At 34.7% G+C, this 14,345-nt stretch carries 16 protein-coding genes and 1 riboswitch; of the genes, 13 read left to right on the top strand and 3 right to left on the bottom strand.

The annotated features are described in order from the left end of the window. Nucleotides 1-287: 287 nt before the first annotated feature. Nucleotides 288-1,013, bottom strand: a complete 726-nt coding sequence (locus tag MKY29_RS17285) for a sulfite exporter TauE/SafE family protein (protein WP_093495127.1) — start codon at nucleotides 1,011-1,013, stop codon at nucleotides 288-290. 245 nt (nucleotides 1,014-1,258) lie between these two features. Here MKY29_RS17285 and MKY29_RS17280 point away from each other — a divergent pair, with 245 nt between their 5' ends. The 6 genes from MKY29_RS17280 (at nucleotide 1,259) to MKY29_RS17255 (ending at nucleotide 5,852) form a co-directional block, all read left to right on the top strand. Continuing rightward, entirely contained in the window at nucleotides 1,259-2,347 is a 1,089-nt protein-coding gene (locus MKY29_RS17280; RefSeq protein ID WP_093495126.1) for a low temperature requirement protein A, read from the top strand. A 76-nt stretch (nucleotides 2,348-2,423) separates the two neighbouring features. Next, the gene (locus MKY29_RS17275) at nucleotides 2,424-2,630 is read left to right on the top strand and encodes a (4Fe-4S)-binding protein (protein ID WP_241598440.1); all 207 of its coding nucleotides are present in this window, start codon (nucleotides 2,424-2,426) and stop codon (nucleotides 2,628-2,630) included. Between the two features lie 13 nt (nucleotides 2,631-2,643). Then, nucleotides 2,644-2,916: a GNAT family N-acetyltransferase gene (locus MKY29_RS17270; protein ID WP_241598444.1), complete on the top strand. Its 273-nt coding sequence runs from the start codon at nucleotides 2,644-2,646 to the stop codon at nucleotides 2,914-2,916. Between the two features lie 139 nt (nucleotides 2,917-3,055). Next, a complete protein-coding gene (locus tag MKY29_RS17265) occupies nucleotides 3,056-3,382 on the top strand; it encodes a hypothetical protein (protein WP_093495124.1) in 327 nt (108 codons plus the stop codon). A 118-nt stretch (nucleotides 3,383-3,500) separates the two neighbouring features. After that, a complete protein-coding gene (locus tag MKY29_RS17260; RefSeq protein ID WP_093495123.1) occupies nucleotides 3,501-4,016 on the top strand; it encodes a hypothetical protein in 516 nt (171 codons plus the stop codon). Between the two features lie 525 nt (nucleotides 4,017-4,541). After that, nucleotides 4,542-5,852 (top strand): MFS transporter, encoded by a 1,311-nt coding sequence (locus tag MKY29_RS17255; protein WP_093495122.1) that lies wholly within the window; start codon nucleotides 4,542-4,544, stop codon nucleotides 5,850-5,852. A 473-nt stretch (nucleotides 5,853-6,325) separates the two neighbouring features. Here the strand turns inward: MKY29_RS17255 and MKY29_RS17250 are convergent, their stop codons facing one another. Next, nucleotides 6,326-6,841, bottom strand: a complete 516-nt coding sequence (locus MKY29_RS17250) for a helix-turn-helix domain-containing protein (RefSeq protein ID WP_093495120.1) — start codon at nucleotides 6,839-6,841, stop codon at nucleotides 6,326-6,328. A 275-nt stretch (nucleotides 6,842-7,116) separates the two neighbouring features. Between MKY29_RS17250 and MKY29_RS17245 the strand changes: the two genes are divergently transcribed. The 5 genes from MKY29_RS17245 to MKY29_RS17225 all read left to right on the top strand — a co-directional run bounded on the left by MKY29_RS17245 (nucleotide 7,117) and on the right by MKY29_RS17225 (nucleotide 12,114). Beyond that, complete coding sequence (locus tag MKY29_RS17245; protein WP_093495119.1) at nucleotides 7,117-8,100, top strand: ornithine cyclodeaminase family protein; 984 nt, start codon at nucleotides 7,117-7,119, stop codon at nucleotides 8,098-8,100. A 182-nt stretch (nucleotides 8,101-8,282) separates the two neighbouring features. Next, on the top strand, nucleotides 8,283-9,260 hold the full coding sequence (locus MKY29_RS17240) for a ring-cleaving dioxygenase (protein WP_093495118.1): 978 nt from the start codon (nucleotides 8,283-8,285) through the stop codon (nucleotides 9,258-9,260). A 348-nt stretch (nucleotides 9,261-9,608) separates the two neighbouring features. Next, on the top strand, nucleotides 9,609-10,571 hold the full coding sequence (locus MKY29_RS17235) for an ABC transporter ATP-binding protein (protein WP_093495117.1): 963 nt from the start codon (nucleotides 9,609-9,611) through the stop codon (nucleotides 10,569-10,571). Then, nucleotides 10,572-11,216 carry an ABC transporter permease gene (locus MKY29_RS17230; RefSeq protein WP_269915755.1) on the top strand — a complete coding sequence of 215 codons (645 nt, stop codon included), beginning with the start codon at nucleotides 10,572-10,574 and terminating at the stop codon, nucleotides 11,214-11,216. A 4-nt stretch (nucleotides 11,217-11,220) separates the two neighbouring features. Further along, nucleotides 11,221-12,114, top strand: coding sequence for a glycine betaine ABC transporter substrate-binding protein (locus MKY29_RS17225; RefSeq protein ID WP_093495116.1), 894 nt, complete (start codon nucleotides 11,221-11,223; stop codon nucleotides 12,112-12,114). A 41-nt stretch (nucleotides 12,115-12,155) separates the two neighbouring features. Here the strand turns inward: MKY29_RS17225 and MKY29_RS17220 are convergent, their stop codons facing one another. Then, nucleotides 12,156-12,638: a QueT transporter family protein gene (locus MKY29_RS17220; protein ID WP_093495115.1), complete on the bottom strand. Its 483-nt coding sequence runs from the start codon at nucleotides 12,636-12,638 to the stop codon at nucleotides 12,156-12,158. Between the two features lie 9 nt (nucleotides 12,639-12,647). Then, nucleotides 12,648-12,692: riboswitch (PreQ1 riboswitch) on the bottom strand. A gap of 115 nt (nucleotides 12,693-12,807) precedes the next feature. On the opposite strand from MKY29_RS17220, the gene MKY29_RS17215 reads away from it, so the two are divergent. Beyond that, nucleotides 12,808-14,010 (top strand): MBL fold metallo-hydrolase, encoded by a 1,203-nt coding sequence (locus tag MKY29_RS17215; RefSeq protein WP_093495114.1) that lies wholly within the window; start codon nucleotides 12,808-12,810, stop codon nucleotides 14,008-14,010. Beyond that, nucleotides 13,997-14,242, top strand: a complete 246-nt coding sequence (locus MKY29_RS17210; RefSeq protein ID WP_340880370.1) for a DUF3006 domain-containing protein — start codon at nucleotides 13,997-13,999, stop codon at nucleotides 14,240-14,242. The genes MKY29_RS17215 and MKY29_RS17210 overlap by 14 nt, the downstream gene beginning before the upstream one ends. Nucleotides 14,243-14,345 lie beyond the last annotated feature (103 nt).

Genomic DNA, 14,345 nt, shown 5'->3' with positions numbered 1-14,345 from the left:
ATATATTTAAGAAAACAGCCATAATTAAAAGAGGAAGGAGTGAGCTATATGCCCATAAAAGTAAAAGTAACTTTATATGCTGTTTTAATAATTACGGCCATACTTATTGTACTAGGCATTATAGCAACCTTTAATCCCGTGGGCACAACTCTCTTTAGGTATTATTAGAAATGCCCAGACAGTAAGGAGATACGTGGAACAGATTATAATTTGTGAATACTTGTTAATGAAAAATAGAATTAGTTCATGCAATAATGTACTGATTTAGAACTCCAATTTCCGTTATGTCAACGATATAAGATACTATCTAATAATAAGAAAATCCCAGTACACCCTAAGAGGATATACGTGAAAATCCTAAATGCTTTTTGATTGAGATGTTTAAATAGAACTTGTCCTATTATCAATCCTATAAATACAACAGGAATAGCATATAAGCTTGAGCGCCAAATAATCATATCTGTTCCAGCTAAAAACATCTGAGAAATTAGACTAATGAAATATATAAATAAATAGAATGCTAGTGTTGTGGCTCTTGTTCTTTCTTTTACTGATTTTGTTCCAGCAAAATATATCAATAATGGTGGTCCCGGCATACCAATACTTATTGTTAAGAGACCAGATAATCCACCAATAATATAATCTCTTACTGTAGTTGATTTAAAACTAATATTTAAAATTAGCAACAAAGTTAAGATCAATAAAATGATACTAATGACTATTTTAAAAGTACTAATATCAATAGATATATAAATTAACCCACCAAATGGAATACCAATAATGCTTCCTAAAACCAACTTTTTCAATAAATGTTTATCTATATCCTTCTTAATTTTCATTATTAAAGCACAAGAGATAATTAATGAAAGGATAATATTTATTTGGATAGCTTCATGAGGGTTAAATATCATCAATAAAAACGGTGTGGCTAAAATCGAAAATCCAAATCCAGTACTTGTTTGTAAAATGGATGCCACGAGTATAATAAAAATATATACATAGAAATTTTCCAAAGTTATACCTCCTATAAGAATACGACAATATTCGATTCTACTAAACTTTATCAAATAATGATAGGTAAATACAGAAGGAGGAGAGAGAGGATACATCCGGAATGTGATACTGGCGTTCAACTATATTGTGTAATAAAAGATAAGAAGCTTATTCATCTAATAGGAGGTTTTTCGAGAATATAAATATCCTTTTTAAAAGTGAAATAAAATCTAATAATCTATTAAGATAGGATTTGGTACATAAGATGGAAGAAAAAAAGGTTAGTTGGCTAGAGTTATTTTATGATTTGCTAATTGTAGCTGCCATTGCTACTGCAACTCATGTTTTGCTTCATGTTGAAAATGGGTATATCCATTCAGACTATTTATTAAAATTTGTATTGATTTTTATTCCCATCTGGTGGGCTTGGGTAGGACAGACGATGTTTATCAATCGTTTTGGGGAAGATTTATTTCATCACCGTATATTTTTAATTCTTCAAATGTTCTTTGCGCTAGTAATGATTGCGAGTTTGTCGGTAGATTTCGATTCGTATTATAAATCTTTTTTAATAGGTTACATTGGGCTTAGGTCATTAATTGCAATTCAATATCTTGTCGTACAACGGTCAGAAGTAGGGACTCGAAAGAAAGCTGCACTCTTTTTTGGAAAATACTTTTGGGTTGGCATTATAATTTCATTGTGCTCCGTCTTTTTTGACTCATGGATTAGATATCTTATATTGTATACAGGTATTTTTGTGGATATTTTAATCCCAATTATTGGACGGAAGCGATTAGTGAAGGTGCCTACAAATACAGCTCATTTATTAGAACGATTTGGTTTATTTACTATCATTTTGTTCGGTGAAACACTAGTTAGTACGCTTTCTGGAATCCAACCGAAACAAGGAGATTGGAATTCTATATTATTTACTCTTGTTTCATTTATTTTGATCATATCAATGTGGTGGCAATACTTCGATAATTTGGAGAAGAAAGTCGATAAATCTAAAAAAACAGCGGGTCAAATGATTATTTATGGTCATCTATTCATTTTAATGTCCTTGAGCATGATCGCAGCGTCGATAAGATTATTGTTTTTACATGAGGTTAATTATTATTTTATTTTATTTTTTGTTTTTGGATCAGTATTACTCTACTTCTTATCAACTTCATTTGTTTTTCATCAATATAGGCATAAGGAACAAAGACTAAAAGTTTATCATTTAGGTTTATTTTTAGGTATTTTATTCGGTTTTCTCATTATTAATCTAATCTTTACAGTACCTACTATTTTAATTATGGGAGAACTAGTTATATTTTTTGTTATCTATGCTAAGTTAACAACTTGATAGAATTTTCTTGCAATCTCAAATTGATTTGATTTGTAGTTTACTATAAAATATAGAAAAAATGAGGTGTTATAAAATGAGCTACCGGGAGTATAAAGGGGAAGAAATTACAGTCTATTTCGATGGAGATATTTGTAAACACGCTGCTGAATGTGTTAAAGGATTACCAGAAGTTTTCAATGTAAAAGCTAGGCCTTGGATTTCACTTGAAAATGTAGATGCTAAAAAAGTGGCTGAAGTTATTAATAGATGTCCAAGCGGTGCATTAAAATACGAAATGTGAGGAGGGAATAAGCTTGCTGGAAATAAAACAAGGTAGTCAGTCATTTTATATTGGCGATGAGAAAAATAGTGAAGCAGAAGTCCATTTTGTTCGTGCAGGGGAAACTAGAATTATATTAGATCATACCCATGTGGCAGAACATTTAAGAGGAAAAAATGTAGGACAACAATTAGTAAAAGCTGCTGTTGAATATGCAAAAAAAGAAAAATTATATGTAACTCCACTATGTCCTTTTGCAAAAGCTGAGTTTGACAAGAATCCTGAATATCAAAAATTAGTAGGTTAATAACCTGTAAAGCAGAGAAGTAAATTAAGTTACTTCTCTTTTTTATATTATTTAGAAGTTTAATTAGAATTGGTACTTCTATGAATGGTTTGAGATATTCTTTACAGCATCTGTTGATCATACATTTAATTTTTATTGTTTGTATAAATTAAATGACTCTGCTTTCCCATCATATTTAACAGTCAATTTAACAACATCAATTTTAGGATGGCTAAAGTCATGCTATGAAAATAAATCAGATATTATTTATGGGATACTACCATTCGTAGAAGATTCTTCTTCTGAAATAGTAACAATGTTTACGTTTGGGAGTGGAACAACAAACAGGGAAAGAGAAGCATACTTTGTAGGTTGGGAAATCGTGCAATACATATTAGGAGAGGGAGTAACATTTAAAGAAATAGCAAGTATACAAGAAAAAGATATATCCAATTATTTACGTGAAGTCTATCCATTATTTAACTAGCATGTGCTTTACTTCAATGAAGAAGTAAAGCTTTTTTCTCTTATTAAACTAACGCAACAGTTTTGTGGAAATAGGAATCTCTTTTTCTTATTAAACTATGATTTTGGAGGTTGATGGGATGGTAAAGTTGAAATATTTTGGAGGGGGCTTAGTTGTACTAGCTTTGTATGGATTTATTTGGTTCGTAAACCCGGCAAAAGAACAAGTAAACCAATTGGAAAAACAAATGAGTCAACAATACTTTTACGCAAATTATTTACTGAGGGATACGGTCGATGAGCTTCTCGAATGGGACTTTAGTAAACCCTTAACAAGTGAAGACGAAGAATATTTAAGCGAACTTTCCGTTCAGTTACAATACATTACGGGTCTGACTTTTAGTGGGAATATGGTACATCAAGAATGGAGAAATCGAATGAATGATATACATGATTATTTATATAATTATTTGTACACCCATTCATTGTTAGAAGAAGATGTTGCTGATTTACGTCAGGTACTGCAAGCAACTCGTTTTATTACTATGGATTTTAATGATTTTATTGAGAACACTCAAGACTTTTATGACGGGATGCATGATGAAGAACATGAAATGGTCGAAAGAGTTAAAAGTCGTCTAACCACACAATATTAATCATATTGAAAGTAAGACTTCCTTTATTGAACTCACCATAAAATGCTTAGCTTTATACAATCGGATCTTCCCATATTTATACTTGATAAGCAACAATACTACTTAACAAATCCTATGATTTTTGAACACGTAATGGTATCTGAAGAAATTAATTTCAAATAGAGGTTGCTAGAATTACTTGGGCTTTTAAGTATGGTTTGTTTGATAACAGGAATCTTTAAATTTTTAACTCTGGAGAAGTAATTTCATAGAACCGAACGTACAATTCTCCATGAATAAAATGTTTATTGAATCATTTTTAAGTGCTTTATCCCTTAACTAAAGAGTATAAACCATCCTAAATACTACTCTTTTTAGTATTTAGGGTATTAAGTATGAGGATGACGCCTTTTTATTTATAACAAAAGGAATGCTGAATTTTTATATTATTTAGAAAACTTATTGACAGAAAATTTATAACGTTTTAAAATAACTTTAGTGATAAATTAAAGTGTCACTTCAAAATTATAAAAGGGGAGGTTTATAATGGATAAAAAACAAACAAACCGTATCTTAATTGCAAGTTTAGTAGGTAGTTCTATCGAGTGGTTTGACTATTTTCTGTATGGAACTATGGCGGCTCTCGTATTTAACCAACTGTTCTTTGTCAATGAGGATCCGACAGTGGGACTTTTATTAGCATATGCATCATTTGCTCTATCCTTTTTCATCCGCCCATTCGGAGGGATAATTTTTAGTCACATTGGTGACCGTATTGGGCGCAAAAAAACACTTGTCATTACTTTAACCTTAATGGGAGTTGCTACTTTCGCAATGGGGTTATTACCAACGTATGAAGCAATTGGTGTAGCAGCACCAATCTTACTGATTACGCTACGTTTAATCCAAGGATTAGGGATTGGCGGCGAGTGGGGAGGTGCGCTACTTTTAGCTACAGAGTATGCGCCAGCCGAAAAAAGAGGGTTTTTTGGTAGTATTCCTCAAATGGGCGTAACTATTGGGATGATGATGGGTACTCTTGCATTATGGATCATGACTTTACTACCTGAAAACTCATTTATGACATGGGGCTGGCGTGTGCCATTTATTTTAAGTGCACTATTAGTTATATTTGGTTTATGGATCCGTAAAGGTATTGATGAAACGCCTGAATTTAAAAAGGTAAAAGAATCTGGTGAAATTCCGAAGTTACCAATTGTGGAAACTCTAAGATACTACTGGCGTGAAGTATTAATTACCATTGGTGCAAAAGTGGTTGAAACAGCACCGTTTTATATTTTTGGTACGTTTGTAGTATCGTATGCTACAACCAATTTAGGATTCTCACGATCTTCTACGTTAGCTGCAGTTATGATTGCTACTGTAGTTACAACAATTTTAATTCCTATTATGGGGAGTTTGTCAGATAAAGTTGGTCGTAAGAAATTGTATATTACTGGATCAATAGGTATGATCGTTTACGCATTTCCGTATTTCTGGTTAATACACCAAGGTTCAGTGGCAATGTTAATTATCGCAACAGTTATTGGACTGGGAATCATCTGGGCACCAATTACAGCAGTACTTGGAACTATGTTCTCTGAAATTTTCGATGCAAAAGTTCGATATACAGGCGTTACATTAGGTTATCAAATCGGTGCTGCGGTAGCGGGCGGTACAGCACCACTTGTTGCAACTGCATTACTAGCAAAATTCGATAATTCCTATGTCCCAGTGGCAATTTATATTATCTTTACTGCACTTATTTCTCTTGTAGCAATTTGGGCTGTCAAGGACCGAGGTCGTCAACAAGAAGATATAAACAGAAAAGTTGTAGCAAAAGAGAGTCGCGCGTAAGCGACTCTTTTTTTCTAATCCGATAAAAAATATTGGTAAATCGAGAGGTAATACGTTTTCGTTGAACTTTGAACTTTGAACTTTGAACTTTCTGAGAACCTGATTTCTAGAATTTAGAGAGGAATAAAATACCTAGTGAAATTACTGATTGCAATTGATAAATATAATACTCTGAGTGGCATATTGGAAGGAAGATTAGGTAGAAAACTAGAAAAAGAGAATTGTATTAATTCTCTACTTTTCATTTCAATAAACAATGAAAAAGGGATATCTGAGGAAAAAAATCCAATACTGGACAATATTCTAAATAAAATTATCATCGAAACTACACAATACTGAAACTTATGCAAAGAATTTTACTACAAATCAAGTTGGTAAAAGCAACACAGAAATGATAAATCCACTTAACTAGTACATGGAATTGCATTAAGATATATTAAAAGTTAGTAGAGCTCAATCATATTCTAAATTGTCTACCTTTTAGACGATATTACAAGAAAACGTATCGTCTTATCTGAATAGTTATACCAGTAATGAGATTTTTTTGCATTGAACATAATGGATTGCTGTTCCTGTAATTCTTGTTTTTCCTCTTCTATAACAACGGTCAGTGTTCCCTCTAAGACAAATATAAACTCGTGTCCACCATGGGATAATGCATTTCCCTCGTTTTCGCCTGGTTGAAGCGTTACTAAAATAGGTGCATATGATGCTTCCCACTGACCGCATGATAAATCCTTATAATAGAACTGCTGTCTCCTTTTATCTAGCTCCTTTGTGTTCATATTTTCTGGGAAAAACATCGTTGGGTTCACATTTAATGCATCTGCAATTTTTTTTAGTGATTCAAGTGTAACACTCGATTTCCCACGTTCTACTTGCGATAGGAAGCTTATAGAAACACTGGTTTGTTCTGCAAGCTCTTTTAAGGTTAGCTTACGTTCTTTTCTTATTGCTTTTAAAATATTTCCAATTGAATGAGAAGTCATCTATCATTCTCCTTAGCTTTTATGTATATATTCATCATACAACAATTCAGTTTATTCATTCAATTTTAATTTCCTTTAGTATATTGACAGAAAATTTAAAAATGTTAAAATAAGTATAAGGTGAAAATTGAAGTGTCACTTTAATTTATATTCTAAGAGACTTGTAGATGCTAAAGATATTCAACTAAATGACGTCAAAGAAATGAGAAAAGACTAAATTACATAACTCATCTTTGTATTCGAGGGTGAGTTTTTCATCATTGGAGGAGTACATAATGTTAGTAGTGAATGAAAAACAAATTATGAGCACATATAGTATGAAAGAAGCTCTACAAGATGTGGAAGAAGTGTTAAAGGCAAAAGTAGCAGAGAAAATTTCAAACCCACATCGAACAGTTCTCGAATTTCCACAGCATGAAGCATCTGCACTGTATATGCCAAGTGCTGATTTGGTGGAGGAAGTAACAGCAGTGAAGGTAGTAACGATTTTTCCAAACAATCCATCCAATGGTAAATCAACAACTCAAGGGGTTGTATTATTATCGGATGCTAAAAATGGGGAGCATGTGGCAATGTTGAACGCCTCTTATTTAACGCGTTTACGTACAGGCGCATTGAGTGGTATTGCGACAAAATATTTGGCTAGAAAAAATGCTAAAGTATTGACAGTTATTGGAACTGGGGCTATGGCTTTCGAACAAGCTTTAGGTGTCCTTGCTGTTCGAGAGATAGAACGTATTATTTTATTTAATCGTACTGCCGAAAAAGCACAGAAATTCGGAGAGAAGTTAGCAAACTTTGGTGTTAGGGTTCCATTTGAAGTAGTGGTAGATGTATCGATTGCTGTTCGTCAGGCGGATATAATTTGTTGCGCGACTCGTTCCAACGACCCGGTATTTAATGGAGAGGATCTTCAGCCTGGAACGCATATCAACGGTGTAGGTTCCTATTTACCCCATATGCTGGAGATGGATGTGACAACTATCAAACGTGCTTCCAAAATAATTGTAGATGATTTAGCTGGAGTGAAGGATGAAGCTGGTGAACTTATGCATGCTGAAAAAATTGGCGAGTGGTCATTTAATGATGTGCAAGGTGAAATCGGACAGCTTGTTGTAAGAGACGTAACTGGTCGTGAAAATGAGGAAGAAATCACCTTGTTTAAATCAGTAGGAGCAGCTTATTTTGATTTGGCAGTAGCTAAAGGTGCATACGTAAAAGCCAAAGAACAAAATATTGGAACAAATATAGAAGTTTGATGAAAACTCGAAACTGTCTCAGCAATGAGGCAGTTTTTTATTGTTGAAAAAATAATTTAATAGGGGGTTTTATTTTATTATTAAGTGGAACGATAGCATTGTTGACATGGTTTTTGGTTCATGGTAAAATTACTTTGAATTAAAGATACTTAAATTAAAGATAAAATATTGGAGGAATATATATGAATCACTTAAAAGGTCTGCACCATGTTACTGCAATTACAAGTAGTGCCGAAGAAAATTACAAATTCTTCACTAATGTATTGGGGATGCGACTTGTTAAAAAGACAGTAAACCAAGATGATATTCAAACTTATCATTTGTTTTTTGCAGATGATGTCGGTGGAGCTGGTACGGATATGACATTCTTCGACTTCCCGAATATTCAAAAGGGGACGCATGGCACTAACGAAATATATCGTACTGGTTTCCGTGTACCAACTGACGAAGCATTAGATTATTGGGTAAAACGTTTTGATCGATTAGATGTGAAGCATACCGGTATCCAAGAGCAGTTTGGAACAAAGGTACTGTCATTTGTAGATTTTGATGAGCAACAATATCAGCTAGTATCAGACGAAAACAATAAAGGGGTTGCAGCTGGAACACCATGGCAAAAAGGTCCGATTCCACTAGAGTATGCTATTACTGGTCTTGGTCCAATTACTATTCGAATTGCTGAATTTGACTATATGAAAGAAGTGCTTGAAAAGGTTTTATTGTTCAAAGAAATAGGACAAGAGGAAGCATTTCACTTATTTGAAGTAGGAGAGGGTGGTAATGGTGCTCAAGTGATAGTGGAGAAAAATATTATTCTTCCACCAGGACGTCAAGGGTTTGGAACAGTTCACCATGCAGCATTCCGAGTAGAAGATAGAGCTGTGCTAGATGAATGGACAAATCGTATGGAAAGCTTCGGATTCCAAACTTCCGGATTCGTCGATCGTTTCTTTTTCCAATCATTATATTCAAGAGTTGCGAACGGAATACTATTTGAATTTGCAACTGATGGACCAGGATTTATGGGAGACGAACCATATGAAACACTTGGAGAAAAATTATCATTGCCTCCGTTCCTAGAACCAAAACGTGAACAAATTGAAGGGTTAGTTCGTCCAATTGATACAGTACGCAGCACAATTGAGTTTATAAAAGAATAATAACAAAGTGAGCCGCTTCCTTTAGGAGGCGGTTTTTCTATGAATTAAACTAGCGTTTTTGGAATAAATATCCTTTTAGCGAGTAAATAACCAATGGGAGCAAGTAAATCCGTTTCGAGAGCAAGTAACATAGCAAAGAGAGCAAATAAAGGTCCCGCATGCGCAAGTAAACAGTTGGTTAGAGCAAGTAACGACTAACTTTTATGGACAATACGAGCAGAGCATAAGCGTCGATTTTCACAAACCCAAAATTTTTTCGCAAAATAGAGTATTCTATGGCTTTATCTTCATGTTTTTAGGGTAAACATGGTTGGAAGTAAATATAGTAGAAGAAAGGAGGGAAGTGAGTTGATTCGTTTTGAAAATATTACGAAAGTGTTTCCAGATGGAACAAAAGCTTTGCAGAGTGTCACTTTAACAATTCCGAAAGAGCAATTAGTGGTCATCATTGGACCAAGTGGATGCGGTAAAACTACGCTTCTAAAACTTATCAATCGAATAGAAACTCCTACCTCTGGTGAAATTTATGTAGAGGAAAAAGCTATCTCTAGTGTAGATCCTGTTGAACTGAGGAAGACAATTGGATATGTTATTCAACGAATTGGTTTGTTTCCACATATGACCATAGAAAGAAATGCTGCGCTTGTTCCAAATTTAAAAGGGTGGCCAAAGGAAAAAACGATAACACGTATTCATGAATTAATGAATATGGTAGGACTTGAACCAGATCAGTTTTTGCGTAAATACCCACTTGAATTAAGTGGGGGTCAGCAACAACGAATAGGTGTCGTGAGAGCCTTAGCTGCGAATCCGGATATAATATTAATGGATGAACCATTTAGTGCATTAGATCCGATAAGTCGCGAACAATTACAAAATGAGATAAAGCACTTGCAAGAAAAGATCAACAAAACAATCATCTTTGTTACGCATGACATTGATGAGGCATTAAAAATAGCAGATATGATTGTCGTCATGAAAGATGGCATGATCGAGCAAGTTGCTACACCTACACAGATAATAGAAAATCCTATTAATGACTTCGTGAAAAACTTTATTGGAATAGAAAGAATCAATCGGAAAAAGTCTATTGGAAAAAGGGAACTACAGGACTTTGCGTCTTTTTTTGATAGCGAATGGGAATCATTCTATATAGAGGTCGATGCTTCTATGTTAGTGGAAGAAGCTATCGCTTTATTAGAAAATGAAGGTGCAAAGGGACTGCTAGTAAAGCACAGCAACGAGGTGCTAGGCTTTGTAAATCAATCTATACTTCTTCGAGCAATGCTTGCAAAGGAAGAGGTGGTATAAGTGAGTAACTTTATAGATACAATTCAAAGTCGTTCAGATTTAATACAAGAGGCGTTTATGCAGCATATTTACTTATCCTTTGTTGCTTTAGCTATCGGTATTGCAATTGCATTACCTTTAGGTATATTAGTTGCAAGGTATCGTAGAATAGCTGAGCCAGTTATAGGAATCACCGCAATCTTTCAGACAATACCAAGCTTGGCGCTATTCGGTTTCCTAGTTCCGTTAATAGGGATTGGCGCTAAAACAGCTTTGATTGCCTTAATCATTTACGCCCTCTTACCTATTTTACGTAATACATATACTGGTATTTCAAATATTGATGAATCTATGATTGAGGCTGGAAGAGGAATGGGTATGACGAAGAGTCAGCTTCTTTGGCAGATTGAATTTCCACTTGCTCTACCGTTTATAATGGCAGGTATTCGAACTGCCACAGTTCTGACTGTAGGAATTGCTACACTGGCAACATTTGTTGGAGCAGGAGGGTTAGGGGATGTAATTTACCGTGGATTGCAATCTTACAATAATTCGCTTGTTTTAGCTGGAGCATTACCCGTTGCATTATTAGCAATTTTGTTTGATCTGATATTAAAATGGATTGAAAAAAAGGCTACACCAAAAGGAATGAATACTGGAGGATGATGGGATGAAAAAGTTAATGGGGATAGTGGGACTTGTAGGAGTTTTGCTTTTAAGCGCTTGCTCGGATTCTGAGGAAACATTAGTAATTAGTGGGAAACCGTGGACGGAGCAATTTATACTACCTCAGATTTTAGGGCAATATATTAAAGAGAAAACTGATATTAATGTGGAATATAAAGAGGGGCTAGGAGAAGTAGCAATTATGACTCCTGCTTTGGAAAAAGGCGATATTGATCTATACGTGGAGTATACTGGCACAGGTTTAAAAGATGTGTTGAAGGAGGAATCTGAGGTAGGAGAGAGCTCAGATATTGTGTTGGAAAAAGTTAGAAAAGGTTATGAGGAACAGTTTGAAGCTACGTGGTTAAGTCCACTTGGTTTTGAAAATACGTATACATTAGCTTATACAAAAGATAATGAGTACAGTGCAGAAACTTACTCTGATTTAGTGGAGGCTTCCAAAACTGGAGGTATGATATTTGGGGCACCTCATGCATTTTATGAAAGAAAGGGAGATGGTTTTGACGATCTAATAAACACGTATCCATTTGTTTTTTCGGAAACACAAAGCCTAGATCCAAATGTAATGTATGAAGCATTGAAAAACGGAGATGTCGATGTTATACCAGCGTTTACGACTGATGGACGTATCGAACGATTTGATTTGCAAACGACAAAGGATGATTTAGGGTTTTTCCCTAAGTATGATGCAGCTCCAGTCGTGCGTATGGATGCTCTAGAAAAGTTTCCCGAGCTAGAGGATGTGCTAAACGAGTTAGCAGGTAAAATATCCGAAGAAGATATGCTAAAGATGAATGCTAGAGTAGATATTGACGGTGATAAACCAGAGGATGTAGCTCATGACTTTTTAGTTGAGAAAGGATTAATAGAAGAATAAAAAACACCCGGTTCTAGCTTTCTAGAATCGGGTGAAATTATTTAGAGGAGCGTTTTGAAATTTAGTCTTTTATTTAAAGCAAGCATAATTGGAATACCAACTGCTAGAACGACGAATTCACCAGCTGCAACTGTTAACCATGTATACAAGAATGGTATATCAAACCAAAGCATTAATTCAAATGCTATAATACACATTGTAAATGTAAACAGAATGGTATTGATAGCCAAACGTGCAAAGTTTCCTTTGACATATTTAGTAGCAAAAATCGTTAATGATAACGTAATAATAGAATGTGCTACTCCGAATGTAAGGTCGTAGGCCATCATTGGAGAGAACAGATTAGTGATGAATACTCCTAATACAATTCCAAAAAAGTATTTTTTATTAAATACGATTAAGTGATTAAACATCTCCGCAATACGAAACTGTACTGCACCAAATGCAAAAGGAGCCACTAGTAGAGATACCGCGACATAAAGAGCGGCAATAACACCAGTTACTGCTATAGTCTTTGTTTTCATTTTATTCATTTCTCCTTAGTTTTTTTCCGTGGGAGGTTCTCGAACCACGTTAGTTTTCACAAAGAGTTATTTTATGCGAATTGTTATCAACTGTCAAGGGAAATTGTAATATATGAATATTGTTATCCTATGATAGAATGGAACACAGCAACGAAAAGGAAGGTTTTTTATGAGAAAGATAGTAATGACAATTTGTATTTGTATAGTATTTTTGCTTTCTGGTTGTACTATAAATCAGCAAACGAACACGACAATTGAAACGTCTCAGACACCTGTAGGGACTAGTAATAAAATGAAAGTCCATTTTCTAGATGTAGGACAAGGTGACTCTATATTAGTACAATCCCCAAATGGAAAAAATCTACTAGTTGATGGAAGTACAAAAGATGCTGGAAAAGAAGTAGTTGCTTATTTAAAATCGCATGATGTCGAGAAACTCGATTATGTAGTAGCGACACATCCAGATGCTGATCACATCGGCGGACTTATTTCCGTTTTGAACTCTGTCTCTATAAAAAACTTTGTGGATTCAGGTAAAGTACATACCTCTCAAACGTATGAGGAAATGCTTCAGCTTATTTTAGATAAAAACATACCGTTCATTGTGCCGAATATTGAAGATACGATTCCCTTAGATGATGATTTAGATATTACTGTTTTAAATGTTGGAGAAGAATCAGATGATAATAATGAAGCATCTATTGTCTTAAAAATAACTTATGGGGAAGTTTCATTTTTATTGATGGGGGACGCAGATATTCGTATAGAGAAAGAAATACTAGAGCGGTCGAACGTAAAGTCAACTGTATTGAAAGCAGGACATCATGGTTCTGACACGAGTAGCTCGGAAGATTTTATACAGGCAGTAAAACCAGAAGTTACAATTCTTAGCTATGGGAAAGATAATTCTTATGGACACCCAGATGCAGAAGTCAAGTCAAGGTTGGAGCGGATTAGTTCACAAATATATGGCACTGCAGTAGTTGGCAATATAGTCGTGGAAACAGATGGAGTAGATTATAACGTATTGACAAATGGAAACGTAGAACCAACTGAAATTGCTGATACCGTAACTGAAGGGATTAATATTTCAAGTAAAGACCTCCGAGGTGAAATAGTAGGCATTACCAATTCTGGTGGTACTACTGTTAGTTTGAAGGATTGGCAATTAGTTTCCGTAGCGGGCAATCAAACATTCAAGTTTCCAAACATAAGCTTACTGGCTGGGGAGACGATTTACGTCACAAGTGGTCCGAAAGCAAAAGAAGGTTCGGGCTATTTGAAATGGACGACTGGACAAATGTGGAGAAACGATGGGGATGCAGCTACATTATTAAATAGCAAAGGAGAGGTTGTGAGTGAATTTGAATAAATACACGTTAGACCGTTTCGAAGGGGACTTTGCAGTCTTTTTGAAATACCCAAATGAAACCGAGAGCCTTCAAATCCATTGCTCTGATTTAAAGTCTAAGCTAAATCAAGGGGACATAGTGAATATTTCAGTAATACAAGATAAATATGAAATTGAGCTACTTAGTGAACAAACAATGGACCAGAAGGAAAGGGTCGGCCAATTACTTGAACGATTAAAAAAAAGAAAGTGAGCGAAATTACACTATGTAGGTTTTTAAAAAATTCTACTTGTATTAAAATAGTAAGTAGCGCAACTTGGAGGTGAGCAGAATGGCAAAAAGTATAAAATTGCTA

Origin of the sequence: Psychrobacillus sp. FSL K6-2365, assembly GCF_038003165.1 — a bacterium.
GTDB classification, from domain to species: domain Bacteria; phylum Bacillota; class Bacilli; order Bacillales_A; family Planococcaceae; genus Psychrobacillus; species Psychrobacillus psychrodurans.
Note: the sequence above shows the minus strand (reverse complement) of the source record. Positions and strands in the feature narration are given on the sequence as shown.